This is a genomic window from Cyanobium usitatum str. Tous (assembly GCF_963920485.1).
Lineage (GTDB): Bacteria > Cyanobacteriota > Cyanobacteriia > PCC-6307 > Cyanobiaceae > Cyanobium_A > Cyanobium_A usitatum_A.
In genome coordinates this window covers 450137-467196 of the sequence record NZ_OY986431.1, presented here as the reverse complement: position 1 = coordinate 467196, position 17060 = coordinate 450137, and the positions used below count along the sequence as shown (strand labels likewise).

General features: G+C 62.4%; 22 protein-coding genes and 1 tRNA gene. 17 read left to right on the top strand and 6 right to left on the bottom strand.

Annotated elements, in window-relative coordinates; translation table 11 throughout:
- Positions 1–28 precede the first annotated feature (28 nt).
- From ftsH to U9970_RS02490, 7 genes are all read left to right on the top strand, one after another.
- Entirely contained in the window at positions 29–1888 is a 1860-nt protein-coding gene (gene ftsH / locus U9970_RS02520) for an ATP-dependent zinc metalloprotease FtsH (RefSeq protein ID WP_322765156.1), read from the top strand.
- Between the two features lie 10 nt (positions 1889–1898).
- On the top strand, positions 1899–2852 hold the full coding sequence (gene argF / locus U9970_RS02515; RefSeq protein ID WP_322765155.1) for an ornithine carbamoyltransferase: 954 nt from the start codon (positions 1899–1901) through the stop codon (positions 2850–2852).
- Between the two features lie 52 nt (positions 2853–2904).
- A complete protein-coding gene (lexA, locus tag U9970_RS02510) occupies positions 2905–3543 on the top strand; it encodes a transcriptional repressor LexA (RefSeq protein WP_322765154.1) in 639 nt (212 codons plus the stop codon).
- Between the two features lie 87 nt (positions 3544–3630).
- Positions 3631–3703: transfer RNA gene (locus U9970_RS02505), tRNA-Ala, on the top strand.
- 1161 nt (positions 3704–4864) lie between these two features.
- Positions 4865–5209, top strand: a complete 345-nt coding sequence (locus U9970_RS02500; protein WP_322765153.1) for a hypothetical protein — start codon at positions 4865–4867, stop codon at positions 5207–5209.
- Between the two features lie 595 nt (positions 5210–5804).
- On the top strand, positions 5805–6260 hold the full coding sequence (locus U9970_RS02495; protein WP_322765152.1) for an RrF2 family transcriptional regulator: 456 nt from the start codon (positions 5805–5807) through the stop codon (positions 6258–6260).
- Positions 6260–6463: a hypothetical protein gene (locus U9970_RS02490; RefSeq protein ID WP_322765151.1), complete on the top strand. Its 204-nt coding sequence runs from the start codon at positions 6260–6262 to the stop codon at positions 6461–6463. Before U9970_RS02495 ends, U9970_RS02490 begins: the two co-directional genes overlap by 1 nt.
- A gap of 3 nt (positions 6464–6466) precedes the next feature.
- On the opposite strand, the gene U9970_RS02485 is transcribed toward U9970_RS02490, so the two are convergent.
- From U9970_RS02485 to U9970_RS02475, 3 genes are read right to left on the bottom strand one after another with little or no spacing between them, the layout of a single operon-like run.
- A complete protein-coding gene (locus U9970_RS02485) occupies positions 6467–6793 on the bottom strand; it encodes a hypothetical protein (protein ID WP_322765150.1) in 327 nt (108 codons plus the stop codon).
- Positions 6793–7584, bottom strand: coding sequence for a fatty acid desaturase (locus U9970_RS02480; RefSeq protein ID WP_322765149.1), 792 nt, complete (start codon positions 7582–7584; stop codon positions 6793–6795). Before U9970_RS02480 ends, U9970_RS02485 begins: the two co-directional genes overlap by 1 nt.
- On the bottom strand, positions 7581–8534 hold the full coding sequence (locus U9970_RS02475; RefSeq protein WP_322765148.1) for an orange carotenoid-binding protein: 954 nt from the start codon (positions 8532–8534) through the stop codon (positions 7581–7583). Before U9970_RS02475 ends, U9970_RS02480 begins: the two co-directional genes overlap by 4 nt.
- A gap of 127 nt (positions 8535–8661) precedes the next feature.
- Here U9970_RS02475 and U9970_RS02470 point away from each other — a divergent pair, with 127 nt between their 5' ends.
- Positions 8662–9324 carry a class I SAM-dependent methyltransferase gene (locus U9970_RS02470; protein ID WP_322765147.1) on the top strand — a complete coding sequence of 221 codons (663 nt, stop codon included), beginning with the start codon at positions 8662–8664 and terminating at the stop codon, positions 9322–9324.
- A 104-nt stretch (positions 9325–9428) separates the two neighbouring features.
- On the opposite strand, the gene U9970_RS02465 is transcribed toward U9970_RS02470, so the two are convergent.
- Positions 9429–9572, bottom strand: a complete 144-nt coding sequence (locus U9970_RS02465; RefSeq protein WP_242036302.1) for a chlorophyll a/b-binding protein — start codon at positions 9570–9572, stop codon at positions 9429–9431.
- 423 nt (positions 9573–9995) lie between these two features.
- On the opposite strand from U9970_RS02465, the gene U9970_RS02460 reads away from it, so the two are divergent.
- The 3 genes from U9970_RS02460 to U9970_RS02450 are packed head-to-tail and all read left to right on the top strand — an operon-like array spanning position 9996 to position 11073.
- A complete protein-coding gene (locus U9970_RS02460) occupies positions 9996–10241 on the top strand; it encodes a DUF2811 domain-containing protein (protein WP_322765146.1) in 246 nt (81 codons plus the stop codon).
- A gap of 44 nt (positions 10242–10285) precedes the next feature.
- Positions 10286–10675: a fluoride efflux transporter FluC gene (locus U9970_RS02455; protein WP_322765145.1), complete on the top strand. Its 390-nt coding sequence runs from the start codon at positions 10286–10288 to the stop codon at positions 10673–10675.
- On the top strand, positions 10672–11073 hold the full coding sequence (locus U9970_RS02450) for a FluC/FEX family fluoride channel (protein ID WP_322765144.1): 402 nt from the start codon (positions 10672–10674) through the stop codon (positions 11071–11073). Before U9970_RS02455 ends, U9970_RS02450 begins: the two co-directional genes overlap by 4 nt.
- A 51-nt stretch (positions 11074–11124) precedes the next feature.
- On the opposite strand, the gene lnt is transcribed toward U9970_RS02450, so the two are convergent.
- Positions 11125–12579 (bottom strand): apolipoprotein N-acyltransferase, encoded by a 1455-nt coding sequence (gene lnt / locus U9970_RS02445; protein ID WP_322765143.1) that lies wholly within the window; start codon positions 12577–12579, stop codon positions 11125–11127.
- Between the two features lie 48 nt (positions 12580–12627).
- Between lnt and U9970_RS02440 the strand changes: the two genes are divergently transcribed.
- From U9970_RS02440 to U9970_RS02415, 6 genes are all read left to right on the top strand, one after another.
- Positions 12628–12984: a phasin family protein gene (locus U9970_RS02440; protein WP_322765142.1), complete on the top strand. Its 357-nt coding sequence runs from the start codon at positions 12628–12630 to the stop codon at positions 12982–12984.
- A gap of 53 nt (positions 12985–13037) precedes the next feature.
- Positions 13038–13676: an FKBP-type peptidyl-prolyl cis-trans isomerase gene (locus U9970_RS02435; protein WP_322765141.1), complete on the top strand. Its 639-nt coding sequence runs from the start codon at positions 13038–13040 to the stop codon at positions 13674–13676.
- A gap of 88 nt (positions 13677–13764) precedes the next feature.
- A complete protein-coding gene (locus U9970_RS02430) occupies positions 13765–14364 on the top strand; it encodes a superoxide dismutase (RefSeq protein WP_322765140.1) in 600 nt (199 codons plus the stop codon).
- A 150-nt stretch (positions 14365–14514) separates the two neighbouring features.
- The gene (locus tag U9970_RS02425; RefSeq protein ID WP_322765992.1) at positions 14515–14745 is read left to right on the top strand and encodes a ribbon-helix-helix domain-containing protein; all 231 of its coding nucleotides are present in this window, start codon (positions 14515–14517) and stop codon (positions 14743–14745) included.
- A complete protein-coding gene (locus U9970_RS02420) occupies positions 14742–15086 on the top strand; it encodes a type II toxin-antitoxin system PemK/MazF family toxin (RefSeq protein ID WP_322765139.1) in 345 nt (114 codons plus the stop codon). Before U9970_RS02425 ends, U9970_RS02420 begins: the two co-directional genes overlap by 4 nt.
- Positions 15087–15290: 204 nt before the next feature.
- Entirely contained in the window at positions 15291–15815 is a 525-nt protein-coding gene (locus tag U9970_RS02415; protein ID WP_322765138.1) for a hypothetical protein, read from the top strand.
- A 72-nt stretch (positions 15816–15887) separates the two neighbouring features.
- Here U9970_RS02415 and queA read toward each other — a convergent pair whose 3' ends face one another.
- Complete coding sequence (queA, locus tag U9970_RS02410; protein WP_322765137.1) at positions 15888–17060, bottom strand: tRNA preQ1(34) S-adenosylmethionine ribosyltransferase-isomerase QueA; 1173 nt, start codon at positions 17058–17060, stop codon at positions 15888–15890.

Below are 17060 nucleotides of genomic sequence, written 5' to 3'. Positions count from 1 at the left end.
GTTTGGTTGCACCTTTGGCTGCCGCACCATGGCGATCCGCCAGGACGACAACCGCCCTAACCGCCGCTTCGGAATCATCAACCTGGTGTTGATCGGTTTTGGTGTGCTGCTGCTGTTCAGCAACTTCCTGCCCAATCCAGCTGCCCAGGTGCCCCGGGTGCCCTACTCCCTGTTCATCGACCAGGTGAATAGCAGCAACGTCAAACGGGCCTACATCACCTCAGACCAGATCCGCTACGAGCTCAAGGAGCCCGAGGAGGAGGGAGCTCCCACAGTGCTCTCCACCACGCCGATCTTCGACATGGATCTGCCCCAGCGACTCGAGTCGCACGGGGTTGAGTTCGCCGCCGCGCCCCCCCAGAAGCCCAGCTTCCTCACCACCGCCTTGAGCTGGGTGGTACCGCCGCTGATCTTCATCCTGGTGCTGCAGTTCTTTGCCCGCCGCCAGATGGGCGGTGGTGCCCAGGGAGCATTGAGCTTCACCAAGAGCAAAGCCAAGGTTTACGTGCCCGATGAGGAATCACGGGTCACCTTTGCCGACGTCGCTGGCGTGGATGAGGCCAAGGCCGAGCTGGCCGAGATCGTTGACTTCCTCAAAAAACCCGAGCGCTACGCCGCCATCGGCGCCCGCATTCCCAAAGGTGTGCTGCTGGTGGGCCCTCCCGGCACGGGCAAAACCCTGCTCTCCAAGGCCGTTGCAGGTGAAGCAGGCGTGGCCTTCTTCATCATTTCCGGCTCCGAATTCGTGGAGCTGTTCGTGGGTGCTGGTGCTGCTCGCGTTCGCGACCTATTTGAAGAAGCCAAGAAAAAAGCGCCTTGCATCATCTTTATCGACGAGCTTGATGCCATCGGTAAGAGCCGTTCGGGCTCGATGGGTGTGGTCGGCGGCAACGACGAACGCGAGCAGACCCTCAACCAGCTGCTCACCGAGATGGATGGCTTTGCCGGCCAGGACAAGCCGGTGATTGTGCTGGCCGCAACCAACCAACCCGAAACCCTTGATGCCGCCCTGCTGCGGCCAGGTCGTTTCGACCGCCAGGTGCTGGTGGATCGCCCCGACCTGTCAGGGCGCAAGCTGATTCTGGAGATCTACGCCAAGAAGGTGAAGCTCTCCAGCACCGTCGATCTCGACAAGATCGCCCAAGCCACCAGCGGCTTTGCCGGCGCCGACCTGGCCAACCTCGTGAACGAAGCAGCCCTGCTCGCCGCCCGTTCATATCGCACCGAGGTGGAGCAAGGCGACCTCAACGAGGCGATTGAGCGAGTGGTGGCTGGTCTGGAGAAGAAGAGTCGGGTGTTGCAACCCGATGAGAAGAAAGTGGTGGCGTATCACGAGGTCGGCCACGCGATCGTGGGCCACCTAATGCCCGGCGGCAGCAAGGTGGCCAAGATCTCGATCGTGCCCCGCGGCATGAGCGCCCTGGGCTACACCCTGCAGCTGCCTACCGAGGAGCGCTTCCTCAATTCCAAGGAAGACCTCGAGGGTCAAATTGCCACCTTGCTGGGTGGCCGCAGCGCTGAAGAGGTGGTGTTTGGTGAGGTCACCACCGGCGCCGCCAACGATCTGCAACGCGCCACCGACATCGCCGAGCAGATGGTGGGCACCTTCGGCATGAGCGAAACCCTCGGCCCCCTGGCCTACGACAAGAAGGGCGGCAGCCGCTTCCTCGGTGGCAACAACAACCCCCGCCGGGTGGTGAGTGACGCCACGGCCCAAGCGATCGATAAGGAGGTTCGCTCCTTAGTCGACAACGCCCATAACAAGGCGCTAGCGATCCTGAACCACAACCGAGCTCTGCTCGAATCGATCTCCGAGAAGATCCTCGAGAAGGAGGTGATCGAAGGCGACGACCTCAAGGAGCTGCTGGCCAGCAGCGTCATGCCCTAGGAGTTGAGCCATGGCTGCCATCAGTGCCTATCCGCCCCTAGCAGAGCTGCGCGGGCGGGACCTGCTCTCCTCGGCCGATCTCAACGGCGAACAGACCCAGGCCCTGCTGCAGTTGGCGTCCGACCTAAAGGCCGGCCGCAGCCCCGTCGATTTAGGCGGCAAAACCCTCGGACTGATCTTCAGTAAGGCCTCCACCCGCACGCGGGTGAGCTTCACAGTGGCGATGGCACGCCTGGGTGGGCAGACGATCGACCTCAACCCCCAGGTGAGCCAGGTGGGCCGCGGTGAGCCGGTGGCAGATACGGCCCGGGTGCTGAGCCGCTATGTGGATGCTCTGGCGATCCGCACCTTCGCCCAGGACGAACTTGAGGAGTACGCCCACTGGGCCACGATCCCGGTGATCAATGCCCTCACCGACCTGGAGCACCCCTGCCAGGCCCTCGCCGACTACCTGACGCTGCAGGAGGCCTTCGGAGCAGTGGAGGGCCTGACCCTCAGCTACGTGGGCGACGGCAACAACGTGGCCCACTCCTTGATGCTCTGCGGGGCTCTTCTGGGGGTGAACGTGCGCATCGGCTGCCCAGTGGGATTTGAACCCAATGCAGCCGTACTTGAGCAGTCACGCCGCCTCGCGGCTGCTCGCGGGTCCGAGGTGGCAGTGCTGCACGAGCCGGTGGCTGCCGTGCGCGGCGCCCACGCCCTCTACACAGATGTGTGGGCCTCGATGGGGCAGGAGGAGGAAAAAGCAGAGCGCCAGAGGGCTTTCGCCGGCTGGTGCCTCAACGAAGAGCTGGTGGCAGAAGCAGATCCAAGCGCAATCGTGCTGCACTGCCTGCCGGCCTATCGCGGCCTGGAAATCAGCGCCGGTGCCATGGAGGGCAGCTCCAGCCGCGTCTTCGACCAAGCCGAAAACCGCCTCCACGCCCAGCAGGCCCTGCTGGCAGCCCTACTCGGCGGCGCCTGAGCTGGACAAACAGACCGAGAGGCGGTACATCTGTATTAGCGACGTAGCGTCCGTGCCCCATTCCAGTCACAATCAAGCCAACCACGCCCAGCAAGAGCTGTCCTCTGCCCAGCAAGAGCTATACGACTGGCTTAGCGACTACATCGGCTGCAACCGCCACAGCCCCTCGATCCGCCAAATGATGGAAGCGATGGGGCTGCGCTCTCCGGCGCCGATCCAGAGCCGTCTGCGCCACCTGCAGCAGAAGGGCTGGATCACCTGGCAAGAGGGCCAAGCCCGCACCCTGCAGCTCCTAGGAGGCATGGCCAGCGGCATCCCAGTGCTCGGCGCCGTGGCCGCCGGAGGCTTGGTCGAAACCTTCGACGACATCCAGGAGCGCCTCGACCTGGCCCCCGTGCTCGATACCCGCGGCCTTTTTGCCCTCACCGTGAACGGCGATTCAATGGTGGATGCCCACATCGCTGACGGCGACGTGGTGCTGCTTGAACCTGTCAGCGACCCGAGCCGGCTCAAAGCAGGCACGATCGTCAGCGCCCTGGTGCCCGGCAGTGGCACCACCTTGAAGCACTTTCACCGCAGCGGCGCCACGGTGACCCTGGAAGCGGCCAACCCCGCCTATGCCCCAATCGTGCTCCCCGCCGACCAGGTAACGGTGCAGGGCAAGCTAGTGGCAGTCTGGCGCCAGGTCTAAACGGGTGGCGTTGTAAGCTCGTTAGGCGTTGGGCAAGGCCATAAGCCAAGCGGAATGACCAGCATTCCGTTGCCAAGGCGTCCTATCGGGGCCATAGCTCAGCTGGTAGAGCACCTGCATGGCATGCAGGGGGTCAGCGGTTCGAATCCGCTTGGCTCCATTATCAAGAACCCGCTCCAGTAGCGGGTTTTTTAATGCCAGTTTCTTTGTCAAAGGAACCAATGCCCCCATTCAAGGCAATTCTTAGGGCAAAACTGTCACGACACTCTCCAAGGCGCTATCAGTAGAAATGGCGCTGTGCCGGGAGATAGCGAAAGAGGTGGGTGTCGAAGGCAAGCCATGAACTCGCAGCACCTACCATATAATCGAACTGCATGTTGCAGCCGTCACGCTGGTTGGCAATCGCTTTGTCCTTGGTTCCCAGAAATTCAGCGCTTCGAGTAATGGGAACCCTTTGAGACAACGATCACTGAACGCGATTGTTCTTATGGAGTGATGGCAAAGCTGAAACGGCTGGTTGACAAGGGCCAAGGGCTAATTGACTGTTATTGAGGCAGGCAGCAACGTTCGCTTTATACTTGGACATTGCGCAGGAGTGATTCCTGCGGCCGCACTAGCCGCATTGGGGTAGAGGAGCCCCCTTAGGGTTGAGATGAAGGAGTTGCCAGTAGGGCAAGACCAAAGTGGTTAGCAGTCGCCGACCAAGTGCTAGCAGCGCCTTTGGTCGTGGCGATGACCGTCAGAGTCCTGCGAGTGCTCTTGATGACAAGTCTCTTCGCCGCCCTGATCTTGATTCCGGCGTGCCGCAGCAGAGCATTCACGGGGTTGGGTGAATGAAATCATAAGTTCATCGCAAATGGACTGCTCACGGCTCGGGCTGTTCACTCACCGACGGCCCAGCCAATCCTTAAACCGCCTGCAGCGGCGCATCGGCTCTTGATGCTGCAGATCTGCGGCACGCTTGCTACAGCAGTGGATCGGTTGACCCAATTCGAGGTCGTCTTCATTGACGGTGCAAGCTTCGGCATCGCCCGAGCGCAACACAAGCTTGTTTCGCTTTGGCTGATTCGCGGTTGCCTGATTGCACTTGAACGGGGCGACTTATAAGTACCCTCCTCCACCCTCATGGCAATCAACTCAGCCGGACATTCCGTTACCTCGCGCTCGGCACCAGCAACTCATGCCATGGATCCAGTTCGTTGTATGCCAGACGGTGCTGCTCTGGGTGTTCCGGTTGGCGCCTGATACCACCGCTGACCGCTGCACCGCCTTAGGAAACGGGAGAGAGCCTCACCGCAAGTTAATATTTGTGACTAGGTAATTGAAATACATTTATCGAATCCCTAATTTTTACTGGAGTTTTATTTGCATCATGCTACGAAATCGCTTTCTGACACTCTTGCTTGCTATGCCAATTGCATTAGCACCTCCATCTTTTGCGGAAGAGTGGAGAGATCGCGACTGCAGGGACGCCGACGACAAGGTTATCGGCGGCGGAATTCGTTTTGAGATTTGTCGCAACAAAGAATCAATTGGGATTTTTTGGGATGATGGTACCTTTGTAAATGGTTACTGCGATAAAGGAGGTGATGAATACGACATTGAATACGAAGGTCTAAGCAAAAGGGAAGCGATCGACTGGGTTATAACATATTGTCGTTATTAATTTAGGGCCAGCTATATAGATGCTTCCGATGGTACAGCGGCGGTTCAGTACATACGGCTGCAACTCGGCGTAGGAGTGAGCTTGAGCAGCGACCAGAGTGCTCCGTACTGGGCGGCTGATAGCGAAAGTTCTTTCTGCATAAAGGCCCCGAGAGGTGAGCCCGGTCCGGATGACGCCCCGAGCTCAGTGTTCGCCTCACGCAGAGGCTTGCAAATGTCTTCAAGGTCGGAGTTGAGGTTGTCAGCCGCCGCCGCAGGCCCAGCCAATAGGACAGCAGTAGCAGCAGCAATGGTGCACAGGAGTCGTGGCATGGCAAGGCGGTAGTAAAACCATTATCCCACCCGTAGGCCCCTTGCATCCGCCGGATTGGCGGCCACATAGGCGCCAAGAGCCCAGAGTCCGCTCTTCGGAGGTAATGCCCTTGACTCAGATCCACCAGCAGGCCATACCCAAACCTATTCATACCCAAGCATTTATCTACCCAACCGACTGATCACACGGAACTAACGGGACACGGCGAGTGTGAGCGCCGAGACTGCCTTTGTTTGTTGGTCCTTGAGATTTCCGACCCGCTTAGCGTTGTTTAGCTGGCAGAATGGCAGTTGACCATTGCAAGCCCATGGGCTTCAGCGCCAAAACCCAATATGGATTGGTCGCCCTGATAGACCTCGCCGGGGCTTACGCCTCTGGAGCCTTGGTTCAAACCGGCGAGATCTGCAGGCGCCATGCCATTCCCGAACGCTACCTCGAGCAGATGCTCACTGGCCTGCGCAAGGCCGGACTGCTAACCAGCATCCGCGGACCGAGGGGGGGCTTTCAACTCGCCCTCAATCCAGACAACATCACCGTGGCCGATGTAGTGGCTGCGCTGGATGGCAGCAGCAACACCGAACCGCAAAGAGAACCAGATGATCCGGCCTTCCTGGTACTTGCAGCTCTAGAGCAAAAACTGGAAGCCAGCAAGGAACGCCTTCTCAGAGCAACCACCCTGGCCCAACTGCTGCGCGACCACGATGCCATCAAGCAGCCCTTGCCGATGTTCTACATCTGATGCACAACCGCAAGCTGTTGCCTCCATCAATGGAGGATCAAGACGACTGGCCCATCGACCAGGGACGCCCCTGGTGGCTAAGGCTGCTGGCCCTACTTGGGGCCCTTGGCTTCGTGATGCTGGGGGTTAACAGCCTGTTGCCTGCCTTCCAGCAACCCAGCCCAAGGCCGTTGCCCGATCAGCGCAACGGCTCAATTACTTGAGAGCTAAAAGCGGGACATCGCAAGGATCTTGGCCAGCTTCTCGGCTTCTAGACCGTTCAGTTCGTCGATCTGCAGCAGGCTGTCTTTGACCAAGCTGGCAAACACGAACAAGATGCCGTCAAGGCGGAAATCAAAGCGACCTTCGATAGTGTGGCGCTCAATACTCAGGTAATCGTGAAGCTGCCATACGGTTTCTGCAGATTCAAGCTCGTCTGCCTTGGTACGAACCTCAGCAACTAGCTTCTGCACTGCCCTGGTGTAGGCACGATCGAAGGCTTCGCGGGCGACTGCCTGCTCCGTGTCTGTCCAACCTTCGAGCATCGTGTCCATCATGTGAATTGAGCCCTCTCCCTTAGCAGCGAGGCTAGTCGGGGACACAGCCTGCTGCGAGACCTACGCCGCTGGGCCGGAAGTTCAAACCAGGCAAGCGTCGGGGCGTCATGGTGCTCCCTGTGGTAACCGAAGTGGAAACAGGCCAGTAGGGAGAGCCAGGGAGCCAGTTCGAGGCTGTCGGCGTGGGGGGAACGCTGGGGCAAACGCTGGCCTCGATGGGGCAGGTAGGTACCGAAAACAAACAACTGGAGCGAGCTGAGCAGCAGGGGCACGGTGCAGAAAAGCAGCACATTCAGCCAGGCAAATGGAGCCAAGCGGCAGGCGATCAAGGCCAACACTGTCCAGCCAGTGAGTAACCGGCCCATCTGCCCCCAGGTGAGATAGCCAGCCATAAAGCGGGCATACCAAGCGAAGGCCCCTGCAGCTGGATCCCCGTGAAAATCAGGGTCAGCGGCGCTAGCAGTGAATAGATGGTGGTGTTGATGGTTGCGGCAGCAGGCTTGATAAGGAAGCGCCGCATAGAGGCCTAAGGCGATCCTGCCCAGCAAGGCATTGCCATAGCGCCAATGGGGCCACAACACCCCATGCATGGCGTCGTGACCAACGATGAATAGGCCTGTTTGCAGCAGGGTGCGGCCAACTACTCCAAAAAAGAGTGCCAGCCAGACCGATGGTCTGGCCAGCTGCGTGGCTGTTAAATCCCAGCTCAGCAGGCCAGCAAGGCTGACCAGCCAACCCAGCATTATTAGTGCGGCAAGCAGGAGCCCCTTGCGGCTGGCTGCGCTCAACGGCCGAATTTCAACAAATCTGCAGGGGAAGCCAACAAATCGATGGCCACGAAGTAGATCTTGCCGTCAGGGTTGAGCAGGAAGCGCCAAGCAACGTTCATACCAACGCCGGCTCCAAACCAGGGGGTTTGGACCTTGCCAGTCACCTTGATTTGGGTGAAGTTTCCTTCTGTTGGCTCAGCAAAGCCGCGCTCAGGAAGAAGCTGAAGATTTTGGCAGTCTTCACGGAAGAAGCGCAGGATCGCGTCACGACCAACGATTGGCTTCTGGAAAGGGGCTTGGAGTGCGCCATCCGTCAAGAACAGTTCGATCAGGTTGTCGAAGTCGTTGGCGTTCAGCAGATCCATATAGCTGTTCACCGTTGGGTTGATGACGCCCTCGATGAATACCCGCTTGCGCTGCTCCTGGGGAGTAGGAGCGGCAATGGGCTCCATGACCCGCTGGCCCTCCCCCTTGGCGGGGTCGTAGCCCATATCAACAACAAAATTTCGCAGCAGGGTGATCTGCTGGCCCTGATCCACAGCTTTAAGCGAGCTGAGCACCGCAGAAGCGTTGGGCGAAAGTTGGTATCCGTCGGGGATCGGAGCAACAAAACCAGCGGCCATCCATTCTCCCAACTGGTACCAGAAGCCCAGCTTGATGTTCACCGACCAGCAGGCGTAGGTGCGACCGATTTGGGTATCAGCGCGATTGGCAAGCTCGCACATAATCTGGCTTTGCTCAGCGAAGCTCATCGCCTTGATCTGGTTGAGCACCGGCTCGGCAAACTGCATCCGTGCTGCGCCAGGGGCGGCAACGGTGATCGTGTTGCCCATTTCGAGATAGGCGTACCAGATCAGGGCCAGTTGGTCCTCGGCGCTGAGCAAGCTGAAGCGAGCCGTGATCGCAGGCACGACGTCAGCTGAAGCTGTATCCGGAAAAATCTGGGTTGCCTTCTCAAGCGTGAACATGCGGTGACGATCCGATTGTTAAGGAGATTTGCAAAGTCTAGCGCCATGGGGGCAGACCTGTTAAGTCGCAGCCGTCTTGTAGCTCCGCCATGATCGAATTCTGCTCTAAACCCCCGACTCCGTGTCCATGATTGCGCCCGCACCGGTGCTAAACGAAGCCGACCGTTACAAGCTCGATCGCTCAGACGACGCTCTTTTTTACGCCGAGCCCCGCTTCGTACAGCACCTCGATGCCAGTTTCCGGGCCCGACTGACCTCTCTATATCTCGAGCGCATCCCCCCTTGCGCCGTGGTGCTGGATCTGATGAGCAGCTGGGTGAGCCACCTGCCAGAGGGCATCGCCTATCAGGAGGTGATCGGCCACGGCCTCAACGCCGAAGAGCTCAAAGCCAATCAGCGCCTTGATCGCCACTGGGTGCAAAACCTCAACGTTGATCAGCGGCTACCCCTAGCCAACGACAGCGTGGACGTGGCGCTGATCGTGGCCGGCTGGCAATACCTCCAACAACCGGAGGCCGTAGCTGCCGAGCTGCTGAGGGTGGTCCGGCCCAGGGGTGAGGTGATCGTGGCGTTCAGCAACCGGATGTTCTTTCAAAAAGCGCCCCAGATCTGGACCGACGGCGGCGACCGTGATCACCTGACCTACGTGGCCCAGGTATTGCTGGCCCAGGGTTGGGATAGGCCGGAGCTGGTGGCGGAAGAGACAGCAGCTCCAGGAGCTCTCGGCTGGCTTGGCCGCAAAGGCGATCCTTTCTTGGCAGTGCTTGCCGCCAAGCCGATTGCCAGCTAGGCAGCCGGCAGCAGCAAGGCCAGGCTGCAAGAACACAAAAAAACCGGGCTGTTTTCACTGCCCGGCAAAAATTCAGAGGGCTGTTGCGTTCAGCCCGAGTGGATTCAGCCCAAACCCAGTTGGCCCAGGATTCCTTGACCGGTGAGGAGCTCGGTCCCAAGTCCGATCACGAAACCGAGCATGGCGAGACGACCATTCCAGGTTTCGGCAAAAGCGACAAAACCAAAACGGGTGGTGGATTCAGCCATGGATGCTCGTTGGTTACGAAACTTGATGAGACTGTAACAGATCTTGAAGCTGAGGTTGCGCTCGATCAGGGCCGGCCATAGGAGTTCCTGCAGGCAAGCCCGGGATTGATCACCACTGCTGAGCAGTGGGCTTTTCCCCAGCCAAACGCCCTTATCCCCAGCTTTTCTTAGGTTTTTCCACAGAACGGCGGCTCAATATCGGCCGCTCGCCCTGATGCTTTTGGTTCTGTATGGGGAAAACGGCCCTCCCCTTGACGCGGCTCCAAGCAACACTTCCGAGCCTGAAGCCGCAGCCCCCAAACCCCGAAAGCGCCCATGGGCCGGTGCTTGCGGCCGTGCGTCTTGCCGGACTCGCCTCCCGGGACAGCCTTTGACGGATGAGCGCCTGGCGTGGGGTGATGGGGGACCCAGGCCGAAGCCGCCATGCTCCAGATCCCGGACCACGCCCCCGCCTTTGTTTCAGTCGAAAACCAGTTCCCTGAGGACCTGTACGACGCCATGCGGGAGTTTGTCCGGGTTCACCCGCAGTGGGATCAATACCGCCTGATGCAGGCAGCCCTGGCCGGCTTCCTCTTCCAGCACGGCTGCCCAGACCGGGCCGTGGCTCGCCACTACCTCGACGGACTATTCCGCCGCCAAGAACCCGATCACACCGCAACCAGGCCCTGAGCTGCCCAGCCGGGGGCAGAGTGACAGGCAGTTGTTGGGCAGCAATGGCCGCAGGAGCATCAGAGGCCGATGCCCTCCTGGTGGCGATCGGCGCCGTTCCCGGCGCCTGGCTGCGCTTCCGGGTGGTGGATCACCTGGAGCCCGTGCTGCCCAGCCGGCACTGGGGCACCTTTGGGGTCAATGTGATCGCCTGCTTTGCCCTAGGGCTGGTTGTGGGCCTGGAGCAGAGCTGCGGCGAAGCTTCCCGCAGAGCACTGCTTCTGATGGGCACTGGCTTCCTGGGTAGTTTCAGCACCTTCTCCAGCTTCAGCGCCGAGCTCTGGAGCGAGCTGGGCAAGCGGCATTGGCGCGAGGCTGCCGTGCTCGCTGGGGGATCAGTTGCAGGAGGGCTGCTGGCGATCCTGGCGGGCCTCAGCCTGGGCGCTCAGCCATGAGCACCATGCCAAGCCGCAGCCTCAAGGGAGATTTGCGCGACCTGGCCCTGGTGGCCGGCGGCGCCATCCCCGGCGCCCTACTGCGCTGGCAGCTGGAGGCCGATCTGGTCGCCAACATGCTGGGCTGCCTCCTGCTCGGGGTGGTTTTGGCCCAAGCCAGCCGGCGCAAAAAGCTGATGCTGTGGGCAGGCATCGGCTTCTGCGGGGCCCTCACCACCTTCAGCACCTGGATGTTGGACCTGGTCAGGGCCCTGCTGGCCGGCAAACCAGGGGACGGCGCGCTGTTGCTGCTAGCGAGCCTCGCCGGTGGCGTTGCTTTGGTCGCCCTTGGTCACAGCATTGGGATGCTTTTGAACCCCCGTAAGCGAGATAGGGCGGCAATGCCAAAAAACCAATGAGCCGCGCTCCTGTAAGGCCCGCCCCCTAGCCCAGTAGACCCAGGTGATCCCTCAGCCCCATCTGCGCCAAGCCGCCCCCACCAGCACCACTAACAAGGGAAACTCTCCCCAGCGGTCGTAGGGGCTGGGGACTTTTAGCCGTGGCACGGTGAATACACCGGTGGCGGCCCGGCCGGAAGGCAGCGATGCCATGGGCAGACCGCGGCTATTCACCAGCAGGCTGGGCCCCGTGTTGGCGGCACTCACCAGCCAGCGGCCCGTTTCGATGGCCCGCAGCTGGGCCAGGGCCTGAAACTGCTGCTGGAGCAGCAGCGGGTAGGGATCGAGGTTGGCGCTGGCCAGCAGCCAGCCGGCTCCGTCGCGGGCGGCGGCAGCCAGAGCGGCCCCATCGGAGAGCTCGTAGCAAATCGCCCCGCCGATAGCCCCAGCCGGCCTAAGTAGCAGCCGAGATGGCTCCCCTGGCTGCAGGCCCCCCACGGCCGAAAGGCCGCTCCAGCGAGCCAGGTTGGCCAGGGGCACCCATTCCCCCAGGGGCACCAGCCGATGCTTATCGAGCCAGCTACTCGCCCGGCTTTCCCCTGGTGCCAAGCGCAACAGGGCGCTGCGCTGCTCGGGCTCCCCCGCCACCTCCTGCCAGCGGAAGCCACCGCTAATCAGCTCCACCGGCACCGGCTGCGCCAGCTGCGGCTCAAGCCCGAGGGCCCCCTCGGGCAGCACAACCACATCCACCGAGCGCTGGGCCGCCTCCGCCAAGGCGGCCGCCAGCCGCTGCTGCAGCCGCTGCTGCTGGTCCCACTGAAACTTGCGGCGGGTGGGAATCGCCGGCTGCAGCACCAGCACTCGCTCACTGCCGCCCTCCCCCCGCAGGGGCATGGCCGCTAGAGCAGCAGCCCCGGCGCCGTGGCTGAGCAGCACGGCAGCGGTTGTAACCACCAACCAGCGGCGGCGCTGGGGGGCGGTGCAGCAGCGCCAGAGGCACCAGCCCAGCAGCAACTGCACCGCCGCCAGCAAGCCGCTACCACCAAGGGCAGCCAAACCCGCCAAGGGGCGATCGCCGGGCAGGGCAGCAGCCCCCAGCCCCAGCCAAAACAAAGGCCCTTTAGCCAGCAGCACCTCAACCAGCCCCCAGCCAGCGGCTAACAGCAGGGCGCTGCTGACACGGCGAGGGTCTAGGCGCCGCGCTAGCAGCACCCAGATGGCCACCAGCAGTGCTCCCGCCAGGGCACACAGCAAAAGCAACAGCAGGGCCAGGGGCAGGCTCAAGGGGCCCGGTACGCCGATCCAATCGAGGGGATGGAGACCCAGCAACCAGCGGTGACTCACCAGCACGGCGGCAGCGCCCCACAGGGCCCCACCCCAAGCGCCGAGAGCTGAGCCAGCCAGGGCCCACAGGGGCACCAGGGCCAGCCAGAGCAGGGGAGGCAGGCCCAGAGGCGGCAGCGCCAGTCCGGCCAGCAGCCCCGAGGCCAGAGCCAGCCACCACCTCCCCAGCCGGTCATTGCCCATGGCAAGCAAGCGTAGGAAGCGCCAGGGTGCCTGGGGAAGCAAGCCGCCATGGATCCGAACAACCCCCTCCAACAACTGCTGCTGCGCGGCCTCGGCACCACCTCGTTGGTGTCAGAGCGGTTGCGCAGCGTGACCCAGGCCTGGGTGCGCAGCGGCAAGCTCGATCCCAGCCAAGCTCCAGCCCTCGTCGACGACGTGCTCAAAGCCCTGCGGGGCGAAACCCCCGAGCTAGAGCAGCAGGCCGAGCGCCAGCTGGAGCGCAATAAAGACCAGCTCCTGCAAGACCTAGGCCTGGCCCGTCAACGCGAACTCGATGAGCTGCGGGGCCGACTCGACCGGCTGGAACGCAGCCTGCGTCAGCGCCCAGGCAATGAAATGCCTGCTGAGATCGAAATTCCCGACTGATCAGCCCTGGCTATCCGTCTGCCCGGCAGAATCAAGCCAGTACTTGGAGTCCCATGCGCGACATCCTGATCAGCTCCGCTGTCTGCGTGGCCTGTCTGCTGCTGGCTCTGGTGAGCCAGCTGGTCAATCCCACTGTGGTTGATGCGGCCAGAGTTGATGCGGCCAGCGCCGGTGGCGCAGCTATGGCCTCCCTGTTTTCAGCCCAAGCGCGGCCAGCCGTGAGCAGCAGCTTCGAGCTCGACCCCGACGACCCCAACCCCACCCTTTTTGTAATGGCCAGCGAAAACGATCAAACCAGCGGCGCTGAGATCGCCCAGGCCAGCGGCCTCGGCGGTGAACTCAACGCTCCAAAAGAGCGCACCACCCCCAGCGGCCTGCGCATCACCGACCTGGTAATCGGCGACGGCGCCGAAGCCAGCGCCGGCCAGACCGTGTCCGTGAACTACCGGGGCACCCTGGCCAACGGCACGGAATTCGACAGCAGCTATGGACGCGGCCCCTTCTCCTTTCCCCTCGGCGGCGGCCGGGTGATCCAGGGCTGGGATGAGGGTGTGGCTGGCATGAAGGTGGGCGGCAAGCGCAAGCTGGTGATTCCACCCGATCTGGCCTACGGCGATCGGGGCGCTGGCGGCGTTATCCCCCCCAACGCCACCCTCACTTTCGAGGTGGAGCTGTTGCGCATCGGCGGCTGAGCTGCGGGCGGGCATCGTTAGGATGGGCGCTCTGGCTGGATGCTGGCGTGCCGCCCCTCCTGCCCACCCCTTCGTCTTTTTCCTCTCCATGGCTCACACGCTGCCCGCGCTGCCCTACGGCCTCGATGCGCTCGAGCCCAACATCTCCCGCTCCACCCTGGAGTTTCACCACGGCAAGCACCACGCTGCCTACGTGACCAACCTCAACAATCTGGTGGCTGGCACCGACCTTGAGGCCAAAAGCCTGGAAGACACCATCACCGCAGTCGCTGGTGATGCTGGCAAGGCTGGCGTTTTCAACAACGCAGCTCAGGTGTGGAACCACAGCTTTTATTGGCAGTGCATGAAGCCCGGCGGTGGTGGCCAGCCCAGCGGCGCCCTGGCCGACAAGATCAACGCTGATTTCGGCAGCTACGAGGCCTTCGTCGAGCAGTTCAAAACCGCCGGCGCCACCCAGTTCGGCAGCGGCTGGGCCTGGCTGGTGCTCGATGGCGGCACCCTGAAAGTCACCAAGACCGCCAACGCCGACCTGCCCCTGGCCCACGGCCAGAAGGCCCTGCTCACCATGGATGTGTGGGAGCACGCCTACTACCTCGACTACCAGAACCGCCGTCCCGACTACATGACTACCTACCTCGAGAAATTGGTGAACTGGGACTTTGTGGCCGCCAACCTGGCCGCTGCCTGATCCCCATCGCGGGGCTCCAAGCCCCGCGGGCCGCGAATCAGCTCAGCCCTCCCAACAGCCCCCGGCGCCAAACCGGGGGCTTTTTGCTGCAACGAGCGCCAGGGGGAGGCCGCACCCGTCCTAAGATGTTGTACGGAACGTTTGACGGGTGTGGCCATGGTGCTCGGCGTGCGGGTGGAACCGGAGCTCGAGCGGCAGCTCGATCAGCTGGCACAGCAACTGGGCAAGAGCCGCAGTGCCTGTATTCGCGAGGCCATCAGTCAGTACCTGATCCGCCACGGCGACGGCGAAGAAGCCCGGCGGCAGTCGGAACGGCTGGCCCAGTTGGAGCAGCCGCACTGGAGTGAGCAGGTGCCCAATTGGAGCGACTGGACCGCATGACACCAGCCGCTGTCCGCCGCGGCACGGTGGTGACCGTGGCCAGTGCCGGTGCCTATTCCGGCAAACCACGGCCGGCGGTGGTGGTGCAGGCGGATCGCTGGCTCCAGGCCCATCCCAGCGTGACCCTCTGCCCCCTGACCAGCACCCTCAGCCAGGCTCTCCTGGTGCGGATCGCCGTGGGGCCCTCACCGCGCAACGGCCTGCACAAGCCCTCCCAGCTGATGGTCGACAAGCTGTTCACCGTGCCGATCCAGGCCGTAGGAGAGGTGGTGGGGCAGCTGGAGCCCGATGTGCTCGTGGATCTGGATCTGGCCATGCGGGGATGGCTGGAGCTGCCCTGAGAGGGACCAAGCCAATGTGTGGAGATGCCGAACCCACCCCTTCCAGCGGTCGGAAGCTGGCGAAACCCGCATACACAGGGTGTTACTGAGCTGCTGCCAAAATTAGCGGCAATTATTTATTCTAGCACAGGCTAAAAAATTTATCAACCATGTCACAATAACCTCAATGTTGTGGTATGATAATTGTGCCTAAACAGTATCTTCATGCGTCTCTTTTCCCGCGCGAGTGCCATCACGGCCGCCATCGCTACGTCTTTTGCAGCAGCTCCTGCACTGCTCGTCGACAGTGCTGAGGCGATTGACCTCAAGAGCTTTATCCCCCGGCAGGTGTTCGTGAGGCAGGCGAACCCCACCTCGGTGGCCATCCTGTCAATCCAAGGCCCCACCAACACCCCCGAGGGTGTGATGTGTGATGTGACCTACACCTCCGCGGCCCTGTATCCCCAGACCGCCACCTCCAAGGCCCGCTGTGGCAGCACCCGCTCCCAGCTGTTCCTGGGCAGCAGCGTTGGCGAAGTGGTGTACGGACCCTCCATGGTGAACCTGCTGGAGCTCTACGGCGTCAGCACCACAACCACCACCAACACCAGTGGCGCCACCTTCCTCTGCGCCAAGCCCACCGGTGTGCGTCCGAGCGATTTCAGCTACACCCTGCAGACCACCAACCAGCCGATCAAGGGCATGTTGCTCACCACCGCCAACCCCAATCTGTGCTGGGGCCAGAGCTGATCAGCGCAACCTGATCGCAAGGGCGAATCCCACCGCCGGCTCCACCGCCGGCGGCTTTTTGATGCCCAAACGCTATGGCCGTCCAAGGGGTTGGGCGCCAGCGGACATCGCCTCCGGCGCGATCCACATGGCATCGCCATAGGAGAAGAAGCGGTACTGGCGCGCGATCGCCTCGGCATACAACGCCAACAGGCGCTCGCGGCCGATCAGGGCACTCACCAGCAGCAGCAGCGAGCTCTTGGGCAGGTGGAAGTTGGTGAGCAGGCCCTGCACCACCGCAAAGCGGTAGCCGGGCTGGATCACCAGATTCACCGGGCCGGTGTGGGGCCGCAGCTCGCCGCCATGGAGCTGGGCCACCGCCTCCAGGCTGCGCACCGAAGTGGTGCCGATGGCGATCACCCGACCGCCCCGCGCCCTGCAGGCCGCCACCGCCGCCACCAGCTCGGGCGACACCTCCACCCACTCGCTGTGCAGCTGCAGCTGGCTCAGGTCTTCAGTTTCCACCGGCCGGAAGGTGCCCAGGCCCACATGCAATGTGGTGGTGGCCAGCTCCACGCCGCGCCCACGGATTGCCGCGAGCAGCTCATCACTCAAGTGCAGACCCGCCGTTGGCGCCGCAACGGCTCCCGGCCGGGCGGCATAGCGGGTCTGGTAGCGGTCATGGTCGGAAGCTTCGTGCCCGTGGATGTAGGGCGGCAGCGGGATCGCGCCGTACTGCAGCAGCAACGGCTCCAGCGCCGCGGCATCGCTACACGCCGCAGGGAACTGCACGATGCGGCCACCAGTTTCAGGATCGCTACCCAGCACCGTGACTACAAGCGGCGGCTCCCCTGGGGCGATCAGCTCCAGGCTGTCGCCGGGCCTGAGCCGTTTGGCGGGTTTGGCCAAGCACAGCCAACGCCCTGGGGCTGCACCGGGGACATTGACCGCCTGCCGATCTGCCCCAGACGGCTGCCAGGGCTCCAGCACCAGTAGCTCGGCGGCTCCGCCGCTGGCGCGGCGTGCCTCAAGCCGGGCATGCAGCACGCGGGTGTCGTTGACCACGAGCAGATCACCCGCCCTGAGCTCGTGCTGCAGATCCCACACCCTGAGGTGGCGGGCATGGGGCGCGGGCCCTGTGCCGATGGAATCGACAACCAGCAGCCTGGCGTCGTGACGGGGCTCCACCGGCCGCTGAGCGATGAGTTCACTCGGCAGGCCATAGCCGTAGCTCGATAGCAGCCGATCGACTGGATCCACACCCAC

Coding starts and splice junctions, on each gene's coding strand:
- U9970_RS02475 (WP_322765148.1), bottom strand. CDS start 8,534: ATGTTCACGCTTGAGAAGGCAACCCAGATTTTTCCGGATACAGCTTCA.
- U9970_RS02420 (WP_322765139.1), top strand. CDS start 14,742: ATGACACCAGCCGCTGTCCGCCGCGGCACGGTGGTGACCGTGGCCAGT.
- U9970_RS02435 (WP_322765141.1), top strand. CDS start 13,038: ATGCGCGACATCCTGATCAGCTCCGCTGTCTGCGTGGCCTGTCTGCTG.
- U9970_RS02485 (WP_322765150.1), bottom strand. CDS start 6,793: ATGGACACGATGCTCGAAGGTTGGACAGACACGGAGCAGGCAGTCGCC.
- U9970_RS02430 (WP_322765140.1), top strand. CDS start 13,765: ATGGCTCACACGCTGCCCGCGCTGCCCTACGGCCTCGATGCGCTCGAG.
- U9970_RS02455 (WP_322765145.1), top strand. CDS start 10,286: ATGGCCGCAGGAGCATCAGAGGCCGATGCCCTCCTGGTGGCGATCGGC.
- U9970_RS02490 (WP_322765151.1), top strand. CDS start 6,260: ATGCACAACCGCAAGCTGTTGCCTCCATCAATGGAGGATCAAGACGAC.
- ftsH (WP_322765156.1), top strand. CDS start 29: ATGGCGATCCGCCAGGACGACAACCGCCCTAACCGCCGCTTCGGAATC.
- U9970_RS02440 (WP_322765142.1), top strand. CDS start 12,628: ATGGATCCGAACAACCCCCTCCAACAACTGCTGCTGCGCGGCCTCGGC.
- U9970_RS02465 (WP_242036302.1), bottom strand. CDS start 9,572: ATGGCTGAATCCACCACCCGTTTTGGTTTTGTCGCTTTTGCCGAAACC.
- U9970_RS02450 (WP_322765144.1), top strand. CDS start 10,672: ATGAGCACCATGCCAAGCCGCAGCCTCAAGGGAGATTTGCGCGACCTG.
- U9970_RS02495 (WP_322765152.1), top strand. CDS start 5,805: ATGGCAGTTGACCATTGCAAGCCCATGGGCTTCAGCGCCAAAACCCAA.
- U9970_RS02470 (WP_322765147.1), top strand. CDS start 8,662: ATGATTGCGCCCGCACCGGTGCTAAACGAAGCCGACCGTTACAAGCTC.
- lnt (WP_322765143.1), bottom strand. CDS start 12,579: ATGGGCAATGACCGGCTGGGGAGGTGGTGGCTGGCTCTGGCCTCGGGG.
- U9970_RS02460 (WP_322765146.1), top strand. CDS start 9,996: ATGCTCCAGATCCCGGACCACGCCCCCGCCTTTGTTTCAGTCGAAAAC.
- argF (WP_322765155.1), top strand. CDS start 1,899: ATGGCTGCCATCAGTGCCTATCCGCCCCTAGCAGAGCTGCGCGGGCGG.
- U9970_RS02415 (WP_322765138.1), top strand. CDS start 15,291: ATGCGTCTCTTTTCCCGCGCGAGTGCCATCACGGCCGCCATCGCTACG.